Genomic DNA, 16,140 nt, shown 5'->3' with positions numbered 1-16,140 from the left:
GTGATGACCGACAATCGCAATACCATCCTCGCCGTCATTCTGTCCGGCCTGGTGCTGATCGCCTGGCAGTATTTCTACAACGTGCCGGCGATGGAGAAGCAGCGCGCCCAGCAGCAGGCGCAAGCCGAGCTGCAGAAGGCCAATCCGCAGCCGACGGCCACCGCGACGCCGGGCGCCACGCCGCAGGCCGGGACCGCGACGACGCCCACCACTGCGCCGGGCGCGAACCAGCAGGCCCAGCCGGTCGTTGCCCGCGACACCGCGATCGCATCGAGCCCGCGCGTGAAGATCGACACCCCGCGCCTCGCCGGCAGCATCTCGCTCAAGGGCGGCCGCATCGACGACCTCGCGCTGCTGCAATTCCGCGAGACCGTCGACCCGAAATCGCCGCCGATCATCCTCTATTCGCCCTCCGGCACGGCAGAGCCCTATTACGCCGAGTTCGGCTGGGTGGCGGCGACGGGCGTGACGTCGAAGATGCCCGATGCCCAGACCCTCTGGCAGCAGGACGGCAGCGGCAGCCTGACCCCGACCACGCCCGTGGTGCTGAAGTGGGACAATGGCGAGGGTCTCACCTTCCGCCGCACCATCTCGGTCGACGACCATTATCTCTTCTCGATCAAGGACGACGTGAGCAATGTCGGCAATGCACCCGTCACGCTGTATCCGTTCGCGCTGATCTCGCGCCACGGCACGCCGCAGGTTTCCGGCTACTACATCCTGCATGAGGGCCTGATCGGCTATCTCGATGGCCTGCAGGAATATGCCTACAAGAAGATCGACGAAGCCAAGTCGGTGAGCTTCAAGGCCACCAATGGCTGGCTCGGCATGACCGACAAGTATTGGGCCTCGGCGCTGCTCCCCGACACCAGCGCGCAGCTTCAGGCGCGGTTCTCCTCGAACCTCAACGGCAACGTCCACACCTACCAGACCGACTATCTGCTCGACCCCGTCACCGTCGCGATCGGCGGCACCGCGACCGCAAATGCGCGGCTGTTCGCCGGCGCCAAGGAAGCCGGCGTCGTCGGCGTGTTCCCGTTCGCAGGGCTCGGCGGCTACAACAAGGCGCTCGGGCTGAACCATTTCGACCTGCTGATCGATTGGGGCTGGTTCTACTTCATCACCAAGCCGATGTTCCTCGGCCTCGACTTCTTCTATCGCTTCTTCGGCAATTTCGGCATCTCGATCCTGCTCGTGACCGTGATCGTGAAGCTGCTGTTCTTCCCGCTGGCGAACAAATCCTACGCCTCGATGGCGAAGATGAAGTCGATCCAGCCGCAGCTTCAGGCGCTGAAAGAGCGCTATCCCGACGACAAGGTGAAGCAGCAGCAGGAGATGATGGAGATCTACCGCAAGGAGAAGATCAATCCGGTCGCCGGCTGTCTTCCCGTGGTGATCCAGATCCCGGTGTTCTTCTCGCTGTACAAGGTGCTGTTCGTCACCATCGAAATGCGTCACGCGCACTTCTTCGGCTGGATCAAGGACCTGTCGTCGCCGGATCCGACCAATATCTTCACGCTGTTCGGCCTGCTGAACTACGACCCCACCGCGCTTCCCATGTTCGGGCACTATCTGCATCTCGGCATCTGGCCGCTCATCATGGGCATCACGATGTGGTTCCAGATGAAGCTGAACCCGACGCCGCCGGATCCGACGCAGCAGATCATCTTCAACTGGATGCCGCTGATCTTCACCTTCATGCTGGCGGGCTTCCCGGCGGGCCTCGTGATCTACTGGGCCTGGAACAACACGCTCTCGGTGCTCCAGCAGAGCTTCATCATGCGCCGCAACGGCGTGAAGGTGGAGTTGTTCGATAATCTCAAGGCAACGTTCGCGCGGAAGGCGACGTAGCCGTTCCCCTCTGTCATTCCGGGATGGTGCGAAGCACCAGGCCCGGAATCTCGAGATTCCGGGTTCGATGCTTCGCATCGCCCCGGAATGACGGCAAAGCAAAGAGCCTTCGCATGACCGACGACAAAGATGCGAAGCTGATCGAGGCCGGGCGAAAGCTGTTCGCGCGCGACTGGCAGTTCATCTGGGCCTCGCCCTCGATCCAGACGCTGCCGCCGATGGCAGGACTGGAGATCGCCTTTGCCGGCCGTTCCAATGTCGGCAAGTCGAGCCTGATCAACGCGCTGACGGGGCGCAACGCGCTGGCGCGCACCTCGCATACGCCGGGCCGCACCCAGGAGCTGATCTTCTTCGAGGTCCCGGGCAAGAGCGACCTGCGCCTCGTCGACATGCCCGGCTATGGCTATGCCAAGGCGCCGAAGAGCCAGGTCGCATCCTGGACCGAGCTGATCCACACCTTCCTGCTGGGCCGCGCCTCGCTCGCGCGCGTCTATGTGCTGATCGACGCGCGGCACGGCTTGAAGGATGTCGATCTCGAAGTCCTCAAGACACTCGACCGCTCCGCCGTCAGCTACCAGGTCGTGCTGACCAAGGCCGACCAGGTGAAAGCGTCCGAGCTCGCATCCTGCATTGCCGAGACCGAAGCCGCATTGGCAAAGCATCCGGCCGCGTTCCCGAACGTGATCGCGACCTCCTCGCGCTCATCGACCGGCATGGCTGAATTGCGAGCTGCCATGGCGAAACTGCTGGAAGAGCGGACCAAGTGATGCCCCGCCTGCTGATCGCCCTTGCCGGCCTGATGGGCGCCGCCGGCGTCGCACTGGCCGCCGCCGCCGCCCACGGCGCGGATGCCAGCCGGCTCGCCTCCGCCAGCGCCCTGCTGCTGTTTCATGCAACTGCCATATTGGCGGTGATAGCTTTGCTCACGCGCGGCCTTCTGCACGGTGGAATTGGCCTGATCGCCGCGTTCGGCTTCGTGACCGGCGCTGCGCTGTTCGCGGGCGATCTCACTTTGCGGCAATTTGCGGGGCACGCGCTGTTTCCGATGGCCGCACCATCGGGTGGAACGCTGATGATTTTGAGCTGGCTGGTGGTGACGCTGGCAGCCGTGGTGCCTGCGCGCAGCCCGTAGCGGCGGCATGCCAGTCCCACTTTGCGCCTCGCCCGCCAATCAGATAGAACGCTGGCCGCGTTAGTCCCGCCAGCGAGATCCGCCTCATGACCGAAATCTCTCCGCTCGACCAGGCCCGCATCCTGTCCGAAGCGCTGCCGCACATGCAGCAGTACGACGAAGAAACCATCGTCATCAAATATGGCGGCCACGCCATGGGCGACGAGGAGACCGCGAAGAATTTTGCCCGCGACATCGTGCTGCTCGAGCAGACCGCGATCAATCCGGTCGTGGTGCACGGCGGCGGCCCGCAGATCGCGACCATGCTCAAGCGCCTCGGCATCCAGTCGGAATTCGCTGCCGGCCTGCGCATCACGGACGCCGCGACCATCGAGATCGTCGAGATGGTGCTCGCCGGCTCCGTCAACAAGCAGATCGTCGGTTACATCAACGAGGCCGGCGGCAAGGCCGTGGGCCTCTCCGGCAAGGACGGCAACATGGTGAAGGCGTCGAAGACGACGCGCACCATCATCGATCCGGGCTCGAACATCGAGAAGGCAATCGATCTCGGCTTCGTCGGCGACCCCGAGAAGGTCGACCTGACGCTGCTCAACCAGTTGATCGGCTACGAGCTGATCCCGGTGCTGGCGCCGCTCGCGACCTCCAAGGACGGCCAGACGCTGAATGTCAACGCCGACACCTTTGCGGGCGCTGTCGCCGGCGCGCTCAAGGCAAAACGCCTGTTGCTGCTCACCGACGTGCCGGGCGTGCTCGACAAGTCGAAGAAGCTGATCCCGCAGCTCTCGGTGAAAGATGCCCGGAAACTGATCGCCGACGGCACCATTTCCGGCGGCATGATCCCGAAGGTCGAGACCTGCATCTACGCGCTCGAGCAGGGCGTCGAGGGCGTCGTCATCATCGACGGCAAGATGCAGCACGCGGTGCTGCTGGAGCTCTTCACCAACCAGGGCACGGGAACGCTGATCCACAAGTGAGGAACGAATTGGAGCAGTCATTCCGGGGCGCCCGAACGGCGAACCCGGAATCTCGAGATTCCGGGTTCGATGCTTCGCATCGCCCCGGAATGACGGGACTGACGCTGCGCCAGCGCTCCCCGTTCACCCGCTTCCTGATGACGCTGCCGGCGGCTGCCGTCTCGTTGTTCTTCTCCTCCGCGCCGGCCTTTGCGGACCTCAAGATCTGCAACCGGATGTCCTATGTGGTCGAGGCCGCGATCGGCATTGACGACAAGGCGGCGACCGCGACGCGCGGCTGGTTCAGGATCGATCCCGCCACCTGCCGCGTGGTGGTGCAGGGCACGCTCACCGCCGACCGCATCCTGCTCAACGCCCGCGCGCTCGGCGTCTATGGCGCCTCGCCGATCCCGCAGAACGGCAACGACATGCTGTGCGTGGCGCAGGACAATTTCGTCATCGCCGCTGCGCGGCAATGCCGTGCCGGCCAGACGCAGGCGGCGTTCACGCAAGTGACGCCAACGCAGGCCGACGATGGCAATCTCGTCGCCTATCTCGCCGAGGATTCCGAATATGACGACGAGCAGGCGCGGCTTGCCGGCATCCAGCGCCTCCTGGTGATCGCAGGCTACGACATCGGCGCGATCGACGGCGTCGACGGGCCGAAGACGCAGGCCGCGCTCGCTGCGTTCCTGAAGAGCCGCGGGCTGTCGCCGGACGTGGTCTCCTCGCCAAACTTCTTCAAGACCATGGTCGATGCGGCGCAAACGCCGTCCACCAGTGGCCTCACCTGGTGCAACGACACGCCGCACAAGGTGATGGCAGCGGTCGCGACCGATGACGGCAAGTCCGTGACCAGCCGCGGCTGGTACCGCATCGATCCCAAGACCTGCCTGCACCCCGACGTATCAGGGCAGCCCAAGCAGATCTTCAGCTTCGCGGAAGCGGTCGATAGCGACAACCGCGCCATCAAGCTGAAGGACAAGCCGCTGAACTGGGGCGGCGACAAGCAGCTATGCACCCGCGAGACCAAGTTCGAAACCGTTGAGCAGACCGATTGCGGCGCACGCGGATTTGCGACGACGGGATTCGGCGCGGTCGATATGAGCAGTGGCGGCAAGACGCTGCGGTTTGCGGTGCCGTGATGGAATGTAATGTCTCCGCTTTCGCCAGCACGACGAGTTGAGAGAGCTGCAATGACCCAACCCCGCGCCTTCTCCCACGTCGATACCTGGGTGTTCGACCTCGACAACACGCTCTACCCGCATCACGTCAATCTGTGGCAGCAGGTCGACGCTAGAATCGGCGAGTTCGTCTGCAACTGGCTGAATGTCGGCCCGCAGGAAGCGCGCAGCATCCAGAAGGATTATTACCGGCGCTTCGGCACCACCATGCGCGGCATGATGACCCTGCACGGCGTGCGCGCCGACGATTATCTCGCTTACGTGCACAAGATCGACCACTCACCGCTGGAGCCGAATCCGGCGCTCGGCGCGGCGATCGCAAGGCTGTCGGGGCGAAAACTGATTCTGACCAACGGCTCGGTCGACCATGTCGATGCGGTGCTGGCGCGGCTCGGCCTCGTCACGCATTTCGACGGCGTGTTCGACATCATCGCCGCCGAGTTCGAGCCCAAGCCCGCGGCGCAGACCTACCAGAAATTCCTCGATCTGCACGCGGTCGATCCGACCAGATCGGCCATGTTCGAGGACCTCGCCCGCAACCTCACCGTCCCGCACCAGCTCGGCATGACCACGGTGCTGGTGGTGCCTGACGGCACTAAGGACGTTGTGCGCGAGGATTGGGAACTGGAGGGCCGCGATGCGGCCCATGTCGACCACGTCACGGATGACCTGGCGGGGTTTTTGCGCAAGCTGCCCCACCCAAAGTAGCCGTTATACCCCGCGAAGGCGGGGTATCCAGTCATCACCGCCATCTCGATTCATCACGACGGCCGCGGCGTACTGGACCACCCGCTTTCGCGGGTGATGACAGCGAACCAAGCTTGACTCTCCTGGCCCAAATCCCGAAAAAGCGCCCCAATCCGTCAAAATTCCCCGTCCCAAGAGGAAATCCCGATGTCCCTGTCCGCCCTGGAATCCACCATCAACAGCGCCTTCGAGGCGCGTGACGGCATCTCGACCTCGACCAAGGGTGAAGTCCGCGACGCCGTGAACCAGGCACTGGAAACCCTGGACAAGGGCGAGGCGCGCGTTGCCGAGCGCGGGGCCGATGGCAAGTGGAAGGTCAACCAGTGGCTGAAGAAGGCCGTGCTGCTGTCCTTCCGCCTCAACGACATGGACGTCATTCCCGGCGGCCCGGGCCAGGCCAATTGGTGGGACAAGGTGCCCTCGAAATTCGAAGGCTGGGGCCCGAACCGTTTTCGCGATGCCGGTTTTCGCGCGGTGCCGGGCGCCGTCGTCCGCCGCTCGGCCTTCATCGCCAAGAACGTCGTGCTGATGCCGTCCTTCGTCAATCTCGGCGCTTACGTCGATGAGAGCACCATGGTCGACACCTGGGCCACCGTCGGCTCCTGCGCGCAGATCGGCAAGCGCGTGCACATCTCCGGCGGCGCCGGCATCGGCGGCGTGCTCGAGCCGCTGCAGGCCGAGCCCGTGATCATCGAGGACGATTGCTTCATCGGCGCGCGCAGCGAGGTCGCCGAGGGCGTGATCGTGCGTAAGGGCGCGGTGTTGTCGATGGGCGTGTTCCTGGGCGCCTCCACCAAGATCGTCGATCGCGAGACCGGCGAGATCTTCATGGGCGAGGTGCCGGAGTATTCGGTCGTGGTGCCCGGCGCCCTGCCCGGCAAGCCGATGAAGAACGGCCAGATCGGTCCCAGCACTGCCTGCGCCGTGATCGTCAAGCGCGTCGACGAGCGCACGCGGTCGAAGACCAGCATCAACGAGCTGCTGCGGGATTGAGCTCGATCCCTCACCGTCACTTCCCGCGCAACGGCGAAGTCTTCGCGCGGGAGTGACGGGACGGATAGCCTCATCGAACCCCCTCCCCCTCCATCGCGACCAATCTCTGGACGGCATCACCGCCCGGAGCCTTTCGCATGGACTGGACCTGGTATCTCTTCGGCTTCGACGGCCGCATCAACCGCGCCAAATATTGGCTGGCCGGGCTCATCATCGTTTGCTGGATGATCTTCATGGCCGCGATCGTGGTGGCGCTCGGCGCCCGCTCGTTCGGTTTTTCGGTCAACGACATCTTCAAGGCCGTCGATCCGGACACCTATCGCACGCTGTCGCGCGCCGACCTTCCGCTGGCCCTGGCCAAGCTGATCGGCACACCTCTGTTCGCATGGGTGTTCGCCGCAACGTCCGTCAAGCGGTTGCATGACCGCGACAAGAGCGCCTGGTGGGCGCTGCCCTTTTTCGTCCTCCCCGGGCTCATCAACCAGTTCATGGACCGGATCGGCAACGACTACCTCGGCTTCATGCTGGCCCTGATCTCGTTCGTGCTCGCGACCTGGGGCGGGATTGAACTGCTGTTCTTCCGCGGCTCGAGAAAGACCAACCGCTTCGGCGCCGATCCGCTCTACGTCTCGCCTGCAGGTAAGCCGGGTTGGGATCAGCAGGGGGAGCTCGAAATGTCCCCGCAGAAGGCTGGCCCGCCGCCGCGATGGCGTGTTAAGCCGGAGGCATGACCGATGCTCTCTCCATTGCCCGCGACCTCATCCGCTGCCCCTCAGTCACTCCTGAAGACGCCGGCGCGCTCGGCGTGCTCGAGAAAGCGCTTGATGCAGCCGGTTTCACCTGCCACCGCGTGACCTTCAGCGAGGACGGCACCGCCGACGTCGACAATCTCTATGCGCGGATCGGCACCGAAGGCCCGCACATTACCTTCGCCGGCCACACCGACGTGGTGCCAGCAGGCGACGAGAGCGCCTGGAGCGTCGGCGCGTTCTCCGGCGAGGTCAAGGACGGTTTCCTGCACGGCCGCGGCGCGGTCGACATGAAGGGCGGCATCGCCTGCTCGGTCGCAGCCGTGCTGGAGCATCTCGCCGCGAACGGCGGCAAGGCGCGTACGGATGGTAAAGGGTCGATCTCGTTCCTGATCACCGGCGACGAGGAAGACGTCTCCATCAACGGCACCATCAAGCTGTTGAAATGGGCCGCCGAGCGCGGCGAGAAATTCGATCATTGCGTGCTGGGCGAGCCCTCCAATGTCGAGACGCTCGGCGACACCATCAAGGTCGGGCGCCGGGGCTCGCAGTCCGGCACGCTCGTCGTCGACGGCGTGCAGGGCCATGTCGCCTATCCGCACCGCGCCTCCAATCCGGTACCTGACATCTCGCGCCTGATCGTTGCGATCTCGGACGAGCCGCTCGACCATGGCAGCGCGCAGTTCCAGGCCTCCAATCTCGAATTCGTCTCGGTCGACGTCGGCAACAAGGCTTTCAACGTCATCCCCGGCGAGGCCCGCGCCCGGTTCAACATCCGCTACAACGACAATCATACACAGGCATCCTTGCGCGAACTGGTCGAGACGCGTCTCGCCAAAGCCTGTGGCAACCGCATCAAGGCCCGCATCGTCTGGGAGCCGTCGAACTCCAACGTGTTCGTCACCAAGCCCGGTCCGTTCACCGATCTCGCCGTCTCCGCCATCGAGGAAGTGACGGGCCGCAAGCCGGAGCTGTCGACATCAGGCGGCACGTCGGACGCGCGCTTCATCTCGAGCTATTGCCCGGTGATCGAGTTCGGACTGGTCGGCCAGACCATGCACCAGGTGAATGAGCGCGTGCCGGTGGTGGATCTGGAGAAGCTGACGCAGGTCTATCGCGGGATACTGACGCGGTATTTTGGGTAGCTCGTTGTCGCCTCGCTCTTGCTCCGCTGTCATCGCCCGACTTGATCGGGCGATCCAGTACTCCGAGACGGCAGTGATGGAATCGAGAGGCCTCAGCGTACTGGATGCCCCGGTCAAGCCGGGCATGACAGCGGCGAGCGCCTCAATAATCCACCTTCATCAGATACAGCCCCTCCGGCGGCGCGACGATGCCGCACGCCGCGCGGTTGCGGGCGGCGAGCGCTGCGGAGAGATCGTCCGCGGTCCAGCGGCCTTCGCCGACCCAGACCAGCGAACCCACCATCGAACGCACCTGGCTGTGCAGGAACGAACGCGCCGAGGTGACGATGATGATCTCGCGACCGTCGCGCGTGACGTCGAGCTGGTCGAGCGTCTTCTCCGGCGATTTCGCCTGGCACTCGGTATCGCGAAACGTCGTGAAATCGTGCTTGCCGAGCAGGCGCTGGGCGGCCGCATGCATCGCGTCGCTGTCGAGCCGGCGCGGCACGCGCCAGGCGTGGCCGACGTCGAGCGCGAGATTGGCGCGGGTGTTGATGACGCGGTAGCGGTAGTGGCGCTTGATGGCCGAAAAGCGTGCCTCGAACGTGTCAGGGACGATTTCGGCCTCGAGCACCGCGATCGGATGCGGACGCAGATGCGCGTTCAACCCGTCGCGGAAACGGCCGGGCGGAAACTGCTTCTCGACATCGACATGCGCCACCTGGCCGCGCGCGTGCACGCCGGCATCGGTGCGGCCGGCCCCATGCACGCGCAAATCGACGCCGGTCATCGCCTTCACCGCCGCTTCCAGCGCGCCCTGCACCGAAGGCAGCGTGTCCTGGATCTGCCAGCCGAAGAACGGCGCGCCGTCATATTCGATGGTGAGCTTGTAGCGGGGCATCTTTTCCAGTTTCGCTGTCATCGCCCGCCTTGAGCAGGCGATCCAGTACTCCGCAGCCTATCCGTTCGACCGAGAAGCCTCGGCGTACTGGATACCCCGCCTTCGCGGGGTATGACAGCGTCAGTTGAATTTGGCGCCGGCCCTCACGGGCACGCCGCGCAGGAAGTCCGCGGCCTGCATTCGGCCCTTGCCCTCGCGCTGAAGCTCGAGGATGCGAATTGCGCCCTCGCCGCAGGCGATGGTGAGCTGCTCGTCGAGCACCGCGCCCGGCGCACCCGAGCCCCTCGCAAGCTCGCAGCGCAGGATTTTCACGCGCGCGTTCTCGAACTCGGCCCAGGCGCCGGGGAACGGCGACAGGCCGTGGATATGGCGCAGCACCGCATGCGCGGGCTTGCTCCAGTCGATCCGCGCCTCGGCCTTGTCGATCTTGGCCGCGTAGGTGACGCCGTCCTCGCTCTGCTTCCTGAGCTGGAGCCCGCCGCGGTCGAGCGCGGCCATCGCGCGCACCATCAAATCGGCGCCGAGGCGGGAGAGGCGATCGTGCAGGTCGACCGCGGTCATGTTGTCGGTGATCGGTAGCCGCTCGGCCATGGCGACGTCGCCGGTGTCCAGGCCGACATCCATCTTCATCACCATCACGCCGCTCTCGGCATCACCCGCCATGATCGCGCGGTTGATGGGCGCCGCGCCGCGCCAGCGCGGCAGCAGGGAGGCATGCAAATTGTAGCAGCCGAGCTTCGGCGCATCGAGGATCGCCTGCGGCAGGATCATGCCATAGGCGACGACGACGGCGGCATCGGCATCGAATGCGCGAAACTCATCCAGCGCTTCCGGCGTTTTCAACGTCTTCGGCGTCAGCACGGGCACGCCGAGTTTTCGCGCGGCCTCTTCAACCGGCGTTGGCTGCAATTGCAGGCCACGCCGCCCGCCCGGCTTCGGCGCGCGGGTGTAGACGGCCACGATCTCGTGACCATGCGCGACCAGCTCGAGCAGCGTCGGCACGGAGAAATCGGGCGTGCCCATGAAGATCAGGCGGAGGGGCATGAGAAAAACCTGCGAACGACGCAATCCACTGACGGTCATTCCGGGGCGGCTCGAACAACCGAACCCGGAATCTCGAGGTTCCGGGTTCGATGCTGCGCATCGCCCCGGAACGACGGAGGGCCTTACTCCGCGCGCTTGGCGGCTTTCTCGAACTTCTTGATGACGCGGTCGCGCTTGAGCTTCGACAGATAGTCGACGAACAACACGCCGTTGAGATGGTCGATCTCGTGCTGGATGCAGGTGGCGTAGAGGCCTTCGGCATCCTCCTCGTGCACCTTGCCGTCGAGATCGGTGAAGCGCACGCGCACCTTCGCCGGGCGTTCGACCTCCTCGTAATATTCGGGGATCGAAAGGCAGCCTTCCTCGTAGACGGACAGCTCCTCGGACGAGGCGACGATCTCCGGATTGATGAAGACGCGCGGCTCCGGCTTGGTCTCGCCGTCCTGGTTGGGCTTGGCGAGGTCCATGGTGATCAGCCGCAGCGGCTGCGCGATCTGGATCGCTGCGAGGCCAATGCCGGGCGCGTCGTACATGGTTTCGAACATGTCGTCGGCAAGCTTGCGGATCTCCGGCGTGACCTTCTCGATCGGCTTGGAGACCAGACGCAACTGCTTGTCGGGCAGGATGATGATTTCTCTGAGGGCCATGGCGGGCGATTTAAGCCGCGCGCGACATCGGGTCAATGCGGCCGGGAACGCGTTAACGTTCTGCTAACCATAAAACTTCAGCTTTCGTTAACCATAAAAATGAGGGGGCCGTTAGCCCCATCGTTCTCTCTTCGTTCGCTCAGGCCTGCGAATCGGCTAGAAGGGCAACATGAACGAGATCATTATCATGCTGGGCGACTGGCCGGTGCGCGGAATCGATGCGCTGATCGGCTTCGGCGCCCTCGTCCTTATCCTGCTCGTCGTGATTGCCGTCGTGATCGCGCGCTCGGGGCGGCGCGGCGCGGAACTCGCGATGGCGAGTGCGATCCGGGCCGACGAGCTGGAAGAGCGCCTCGCCCAGGTGCTGCATGCGCAGAGCGAAGCTTCCGGCCGGGTCGATGCCATGACCCAGACGCTGGCCGGCCGCCAGGCCGAGATGGCGCGGGCGGTCAACGAGCGGCTGGATTCGGTGACCCACCGGGTCGGCCAGTCCATGGAACATTCGACCCGCAACACCATGGAGAGCCTGCGCGCGCTGCACGAGCGCCTCGGCATCATCGACAGCGCGCACAAGAACCTCACCGACCTCACCACCCAGGTCACGACCTTGCGCGACGTGCTCGCCAACAAGCAGTCGCGCGGGGCCTTCGGCCAGGCGCGGATGGAGGCGATCGTCCAGGACGGCCTGCCGAAGGGTTCCTACGAATTCCAGTTCACGCTCTCGACCGGAAAACGGCCCGACTGCGTGGTCTTCCTGCCCGACCAGCGCCCGCTCTGCATCGACGCGAAATTCCCGCTGGAGGCGATGACCGCGCTGCACGATGCCCGCACCGACGAGGAGAAGCGCCTCGCCACGCAACGGCTGCGCGGCGACGTGATGAAGCATGTCAGCGACATCGCGGAAAAATATCTCGTCACCGGCGAGACCCAGGAGATGGCGCTGATGTTCGTGCCGTCGGAATCGGTCTACGCCGAGATCCATGACGGCTTCGACGACGTGATCCAGAAGGCCTATCGCGCCCGCGTCGTGCTGGTGTCGCCCTCGCTCCTGATGCTCGCCATCCAGGTGATGCAGCAGATCATGAAGGACGCGCGCATGCGCGATGCCGCCGACCAGATCCAGACCGAAGTGATCAAGCTCGGTGACGATCTGGGCCGTCTGCGCGACCGCGTGCTGAAATTGCAGAAGCACTTTGCCGACGCCAACGAGGACGTCCGCCAGATCCTGATCTCCGCCGACAAGATCGAGAAGCGCGCCGGCAGGATCGAGGAGCTGGATTTCAGCAAGACGGACGCGCCCGAGGGCCCAAGGCTGGTAGCGACCGGTGCGGGCGAGCTGTTTCCGAGGAAGCTCCAGGCGGGGGAGTAGATTCTGCCCGCGATGCAATAATCTGCTGCTCCAATATCGGTGTCGTCGCCCGGCTTGACCGGGCGATCCAGTATCCCAGAGACGGAAGATGGGCGCACGCTCCTACTACGTCTACATTCTCGCCAGCAAGATCGGCGGCACGCTCTACATTGGCGTGACGAATGATCTCATCCGCCGCGTGGCTGAACACAAATTGCAGTTGGTCGAGAGCTTCACGAAAGAATATGGCGTCGTGAAGCTCGTCTATTTCGAGCAATTTAATGACCCCGAAAACGCGATCAAACGGGAGAAGCGGCTGAAGAAGTGGAAGCGCGACTGGAAGATCGCGCTGATCGAGAAAGACAATCCTGATTGGAACGATCTTTATGCTGAGATTGCAGGTCCTCCATAATTGCGGCCTCTGGAATACTGGGTCGCCCGGTCAAGCCGGGCGACGACAGCTCACTTGTGACGCCCAGAATCTGCTAACACCTCCCCATGACCGCACCCGACGTGACTTCGCCCGCCGGCTCTGATGCCGCTCCGACCTCCTGGCGCGACAGCCTCGCCGTGTACCTGCAACCGCGGGTGCTGATCGTGCTGTTCCTCGGCTTCTCCTCCGGCCTGCCGCTGGCGCTGTCGGGCTCGACGCTGCTGGTGTGGATGCGCGAAGCCGGCGTCGACCTCAAGACCATCGGGCTGTTTGCGCTGGTCGGAACGCCCTACACGCTGAAATTCCTGTGGGCGCCGCTGGTGGATGCGCTGCATGTGCCGCTGTTCACGCGCGCCTTCGGGCGACGGCGCGGCTGGCTGCTGTTTTCGCAGCTGCTGCTGATCGTCGCGATCCTGCTGCTGGCGATGACCGATCCGGCGCGCTCGCCGTTCTACGTCGCGCTCGGCGCGCTCCTGGTGGCGGCGACGTCGTCGACGCAGGACATCGTGGTCGACGCCTTCCGCGTCGAGAGCCTGCCCGAGAGCGAGCAGGCGGCCGGCATGGCGGCTTACGTCGCGGCCTACCGCATCGGCATGCTGGTCTCGACCGCGGGCGCGCTGTTCATCGTCTCCGGCTTCGAGAGCACCGGCATCACCCGCACCTCCGCCTGGATGTGGGGCTATGTGGTGATGGCGGCGATGGTGCTGATCGGAACGATCACGGCGCTCGCCGCGACCGAGCCCGAGCAATCGGAAAGGGCCGAAGCTGCAACGCACGAAGAGACCGCATTCACGCGCGTGCTGCACGCGGCGATCGGCGCCTTCTCGGAATTCCTGTCGCGCAAGGATGCGATCGCGGCGCTCGCCTTCGTGGTGCTGTTCAAGTTCACCGACGCGTTCTCCGGCACCATGACGGCGCCGTTCGTGATCGACCTCGGCTTCACCCGCAACGACTATGCTGCGATCGTGAAGGGCGTCGGCCTTGCCGCGACGCTGATCGGCGGCTTTGCCGGCGGTTTTGTTGCGCGGCGCTATTCGCTGGCGACATCGCTGTGGATCGGCGGCGTGGCGCAGGCGCTGGCCAATTTGACCTTCTCCTGGCTCGCCGTGGTCGGCACCAATCAATGGGCGCTGGCGCTCGCCATCTGCGCCGAGAATTTCACCAGCGCCGTCGGCACCGTGATCTTCGTCGCCTATCTCTCCGCGCTGTGCCAGAACCCGCTGCACACGGCGACGCAATATGCGCTGCTCACCGCGCTCGCCGCGGTGGGGCGGACCTATCTGTCGTCAGGGGCCGGCTTCGTGGCCGACAGCACCGGCTGGGCGCTGTTCTTCGTGATCTGCGTTCTGGTGGCAATTCCGAGCCTGGTGCTGCTGACCTGGTTACAGAAGCGCGGGCATTTCGAGGCGTTGGGGCCGGTGCGGGTTTAAGGCCCGGCTGTCATGCCCCGCGAAGGCGGGGCATCCAGTACTCCGAGGCAGTCGTGATTGTCCGCGAGGCCGCGGCGTACTGGATCGCCCGCCTTCGCGGGCGATGACACCGAAAACGCCGCGAAAGCGTCGCGCTCCCCCCTTACTTCTTCACCAAACTCCACTTCGTCACCACGGCCTCGCTCATCTGGCCGGGATCGCTGGCGCAGGCGATCTCGTCGACCTTGACCGAGATCTCCTTGCCGACGAACGACTTCAGCTGCGAGGCCTGCGCGTCGCTGGAGGTGACGAGCTGGAACGTCTCAGGTCCGGTCTCGAGATCGCACAGCCCGTTCGGCGCCGGCAGGCGGCGCGGCTCGGAGGTGATCTGGTACATCGCAACCCGCTTGCCGGCGTTCTTGACGTCGCGGATCTTCATGGCGTTGAGCTCGCCCGACAGCACTTCGCCGGCGCTGATCGGCTTGCCGGGCTTCGACGGCGGCGGCGCCCCATCGTCCTCCTGGGCGGCGGCGATGGCCGGCGTCACCAGCAGCAGCATCGTCGCGGCCAAAGCCGATCGTGTGGCGAATCGTTTCGTCATGTCGTCCGTTCCGTGGGGTCTGTGGCTAGAACAGGGTCCGCTGTCGCATGGCAGCCGATAGCGTGCCCTCATCGAGATAATCAAGCTCGCCGCCGACGGGCACACCATGGGCCAGCCGGGTGACCTTGACGTTGGCGTCCTGAAGCAGGTCGGTGATGTAATGCGCCGTGGTCTGGCCGTCGACCGTCGCATTCAGCGCAAGAATGATCTCGTGCACCTCGGCCGCGTGCGCGCGCGCGACCAGCGCGTCGATGGTGAGGTCCTGCGGGCCGACGCCGTCGAGCGGCGACAGGGTCGCGCCCAGCACGTGATAGCGGCCTTGCGTCGCGTTGGCCCGCTCCAGCGCCCAGAGATCGGCGACATCCGCGACGACGACGATGATGGCGGGATCGCGCTTCGGATCGGTGCAGACCGTGCAGGGATTTTGCGTGTCGATGTTGCCGCAGGTCTTGCAGACCTGGACCTTGTCCAGCGCGACCTGCAAGGCCGACGACAACGGCATCATCAGCGCTTCGCGCTTCTTGATCAGATGCAGCGCCGCGCGCCGCGCGGAGCGCGGGCCCAAACCCGGCAGCCGCGCGAGAAGCTGGACCAGCCGCTCGATTTCGGGACCTGCAACCGCGCCCATGTTACTGGCCGAACAGCCCCGGCGGCAGGCCGAGCCCGCCCGTGAGCGACTGCATCTTCTCCTGCATCGCGGTCTCGGCCTTGCGGCGGGCATCACCGAGCGCGGTGACGAGCAGGTCTTCCAGCACCTCGCGCTCTTCCGGCTTCATCAGCGAGGGATCGATCTTGACGCCCTTGACGTCCATCTTCGCAGTCATGCGCACGGCGACGAGACCGCCACCGGAGATGCCCTCGACCTCCACATTGCCGAGTTGCTCCTGCATCTCCTGCATCTTGGATTGCAGCTGGGCCGCCTGCTTCATCATGCCGAGAAAATCAGCCATGGGTTTTCGTCCTTGGAAAGAAGCGCGGTTAAACGCGCTTTAGCATTTTGTTTGAGCATGATCCCGTCGGAAAA

At 64.7% G+C, this 16,140-nt stretch carries 18 protein-coding genes; 12 read left to right on the top strand and 6 right to left on the bottom strand.

Going from position 1 to position 16,140, the window contains the following annotated elements:
• Window positions 1-3: 3 nt before the first annotated feature.
• The 9 genes from yidC (at window position 4) to dapE (ending at window position 8,754) form a co-directional block, all read left to right on the top strand.
• Window positions 4-1,851: a membrane protein insertase YidC gene (gene yidC, locus XH91_RS04885; protein WP_164934286.1), complete on the top strand. Its 1,848-nt coding sequence runs from the start codon at window positions 4-6 to the stop codon at window positions 1,849-1,851.
• Window positions 1,852-1,964: 113 nt separating this feature from the next.
• Window positions 1,965-2,618: a ribosome biogenesis GTP-binding protein YihA/YsxC gene (yihA, locus tag XH91_RS04875; RefSeq protein ID WP_128949528.1), complete on the top strand. Its 654-nt coding sequence runs from the start codon at window positions 1,965-1,967 to the stop codon at window positions 2,616-2,618.
• The gene (locus XH91_RS04870) at window positions 2,618-2,983 is read left to right on the top strand and encodes a DUF423 domain-containing protein (protein WP_128949527.1); all 366 of its coding nucleotides are present in this window, start codon (window positions 2,618-2,620) and stop codon (window positions 2,981-2,983) included. Before yihA ends, XH91_RS04870 begins: the two co-directional genes overlap by 1 nt.
• A gap of 86 nt (window positions 2,984-3,069) precedes the next feature.
• On the top strand, window positions 3,070-3,957 hold the full coding sequence (argB, locus tag XH91_RS04865) for an acetylglutamate kinase (protein WP_128949526.1): 888 nt from the start codon (window positions 3,070-3,072) through the stop codon (window positions 3,955-3,957).
• Window positions 3,958-4,094: 137 nt separating this feature from the next.
• Window positions 4,095-5,081 carry a DUF1036 domain-containing protein gene (locus XH91_RS04860; protein ID WP_128954727.1) on the top strand — a complete coding sequence of 329 codons (987 nt, stop codon included), beginning with the start codon at window positions 4,095-4,097 and terminating at the stop codon, window positions 5,079-5,081.
• Between the two features lie 51 nt (window positions 5,082-5,132).
• Window positions 5,133-5,828, top strand: coding sequence for a pyrimidine 5'-nucleotidase (locus tag XH91_RS04855; RefSeq protein WP_128949525.1), 696 nt, complete (start codon window positions 5,133-5,135; stop codon window positions 5,826-5,828).
• A 186-nt stretch (window positions 5,829-6,014) separates the two neighbouring features.
• On the top strand, window positions 6,015-6,860 hold the full coding sequence (dapD, locus tag XH91_RS04850; RefSeq protein ID WP_128949524.1) for a 2,3,4,5-tetrahydropyridine-2,6-dicarboxylate N-succinyltransferase: 846 nt from the start codon (window positions 6,015-6,017) through the stop codon (window positions 6,858-6,860).
• Between the two features lie 137 nt (window positions 6,861-6,997).
• Window positions 6,998-7,591, top strand: a complete 594-nt coding sequence (locus XH91_RS04845; RefSeq protein ID WP_128949523.1) for a DUF805 domain-containing protein — start codon at window positions 6,998-7,000, stop codon at window positions 7,589-7,591.
• Window positions 7,588-8,754: a succinyl-diaminopimelate desuccinylase gene (gene dapE / locus XH91_RS04840; RefSeq protein ID WP_128949522.1), complete on the top strand. Its 1,167-nt coding sequence runs from the start codon at window positions 7,588-7,590 to the stop codon at window positions 8,752-8,754. The genes XH91_RS04845 and dapE overlap by 4 nt, the downstream gene beginning before the upstream one ends.
• Window positions 8,755-8,896: 142 nt before the next feature.
• Here the strand turns inward: dapE and truA are convergent, their stop codons facing one another.
• From truA to def, 3 genes are all read right to left on the bottom strand, one after another.
• On the bottom strand, window positions 8,897-9,634 hold the full coding sequence (gene truA / locus XH91_RS04835; protein ID WP_164934287.1) for a tRNA pseudouridine(38-40) synthase TruA: 738 nt from the start codon (window positions 9,632-9,634) through the stop codon (window positions 8,897-8,899).
• A 120-nt stretch (window positions 9,635-9,754) separates the two neighbouring features.
• Entirely contained in the window at window positions 9,755-10,678 is a 924-nt protein-coding gene (gene fmt / locus XH91_RS04830) for a methionyl-tRNA formyltransferase (RefSeq protein WP_128949520.1), read from the bottom strand.
• Between the two features lie 122 nt (window positions 10,679-10,800).
• On the bottom strand, window positions 10,801-11,325 hold the full coding sequence (gene def / locus XH91_RS04825; protein ID WP_128949519.1) for a peptide deformylase: 525 nt from the start codon (window positions 11,323-11,325) through the stop codon (window positions 10,801-10,803).
• Between the two features lie 169 nt (window positions 11,326-11,494).
• Between def and XH91_RS04820 the strand changes: the two genes are divergently transcribed.
• The 3 genes from XH91_RS04820 (at window position 11,495) to XH91_RS04810 (ending at window position 14,536) form a co-directional block, all read left to right on the top strand.
• On the top strand, window positions 11,495-12,694 hold the full coding sequence (locus tag XH91_RS04820) for a DNA recombination protein RmuC (RefSeq protein ID WP_128949518.1): 1,200 nt from the start codon (window positions 11,495-11,497) through the stop codon (window positions 12,692-12,694).
• 88 nt (window positions 12,695-12,782) lie between these two features.
• The gene (locus XH91_RS04815) at window positions 12,783-13,085 is read left to right on the top strand and encodes a GIY-YIG nuclease family protein (RefSeq protein ID WP_128949517.1); all 303 of its coding nucleotides are present in this window, start codon (window positions 12,783-12,785) and stop codon (window positions 13,083-13,085) included.
• A gap of 86 nt (window positions 13,086-13,171) precedes the next feature.
• Window positions 13,172-14,536, top strand: a complete 1,365-nt coding sequence (locus tag XH91_RS04810; RefSeq protein WP_128949516.1) for an AmpG family muropeptide MFS transporter — start codon at window positions 13,172-13,174, stop codon at window positions 14,534-14,536.
• A gap of 142 nt (window positions 14,537-14,678) precedes the next feature.
• Here the strand turns inward: XH91_RS04810 and XH91_RS04805 are convergent, their stop codons facing one another.
• The 3 genes from XH91_RS04805 to XH91_RS04795 are packed head-to-tail and all read right to left on the bottom strand — an operon-like array spanning window position 14,679 to window position 16,066.
• A complete protein-coding gene (locus XH91_RS04805) occupies window positions 14,679-15,116 on the bottom strand; it encodes a hypothetical protein (protein ID WP_128949515.1) in 438 nt (145 codons plus the stop codon).
• A 25-nt stretch (window positions 15,117-15,141) separates the two neighbouring features.
• Window positions 15,142-15,744, bottom strand: coding sequence for a recombination mediator RecR (gene recR / locus XH91_RS04800; protein ID WP_027561562.1), 603 nt, complete (start codon window positions 15,742-15,744; stop codon window positions 15,142-15,144).
• A 1-nt stretch (window position 15,745) separates the two neighbouring features.
• The gene (locus XH91_RS04795; RefSeq protein WP_128949514.1) at window positions 15,746-16,066 is read right to left on the bottom strand and encodes a YbaB/EbfC family nucleoid-associated protein; all 321 of its coding nucleotides are present in this window, start codon (window positions 16,064-16,066) and stop codon (window positions 15,746-15,748) included.
• Window positions 16,067-16,140 lie beyond the last annotated feature (74 nt).

Source organism: Bradyrhizobium guangzhouense, assembly GCF_004114955.1.
Lineage (GTDB): Bacteria > Pseudomonadota > Alphaproteobacteria > Rhizobiales > Xanthobacteraceae > Bradyrhizobium > Bradyrhizobium guangzhouense.
Note: the sequence above shows the minus strand (reverse complement) of the source record. Positions and strands in the feature narration are given on the sequence as shown.